At 76.4% G+C, this 275-nt stretch carries 1 protein-coding gene; it reads left to right on the top strand.

From position 1 onward, the window contains the following. The coding region (locus JMJ56_RS33445) for a hypothetical protein (protein ID WP_202836163.1) at positions 1 to 275 on the top strand (275 nt) is incomplete at both ends.

Consider the following 275-nt stretch of genomic DNA (forward strand, 5'->3'; position numbering starts at 1 on the left):
CGGCGCCTGCCTCGCCGTCTTCGCGCTGGGGATGGCGGCGGCCCTGCCCTTCCGCCGACGCGCCCCGGCGGCGGCGATCGGGGCTGCGGCGGCCATGGGCACTGTCGGCTATCTCGGCCCGCCCCTGCTGCTGCCGCTGCTCGGCGAGCGCGGGGCCGGGCCCATCGCCATGTCGATCATGTCCGAGGTGGCGGTGGTGTTGGCGCTCGGCTCGGTGCTGATGGCGCCGGGATCCGGGCTCCGCACCATGGGGCGGGTCGGCCGCATTCTCATCC

Source organism: Belnapia arida, from assembly GCF_016773205.1.
Classification (GTDB): domain Bacteria; phylum Pseudomonadota; class Alphaproteobacteria; order Acetobacterales; family Acetobacteraceae; genus Belnapia; species Belnapia arida.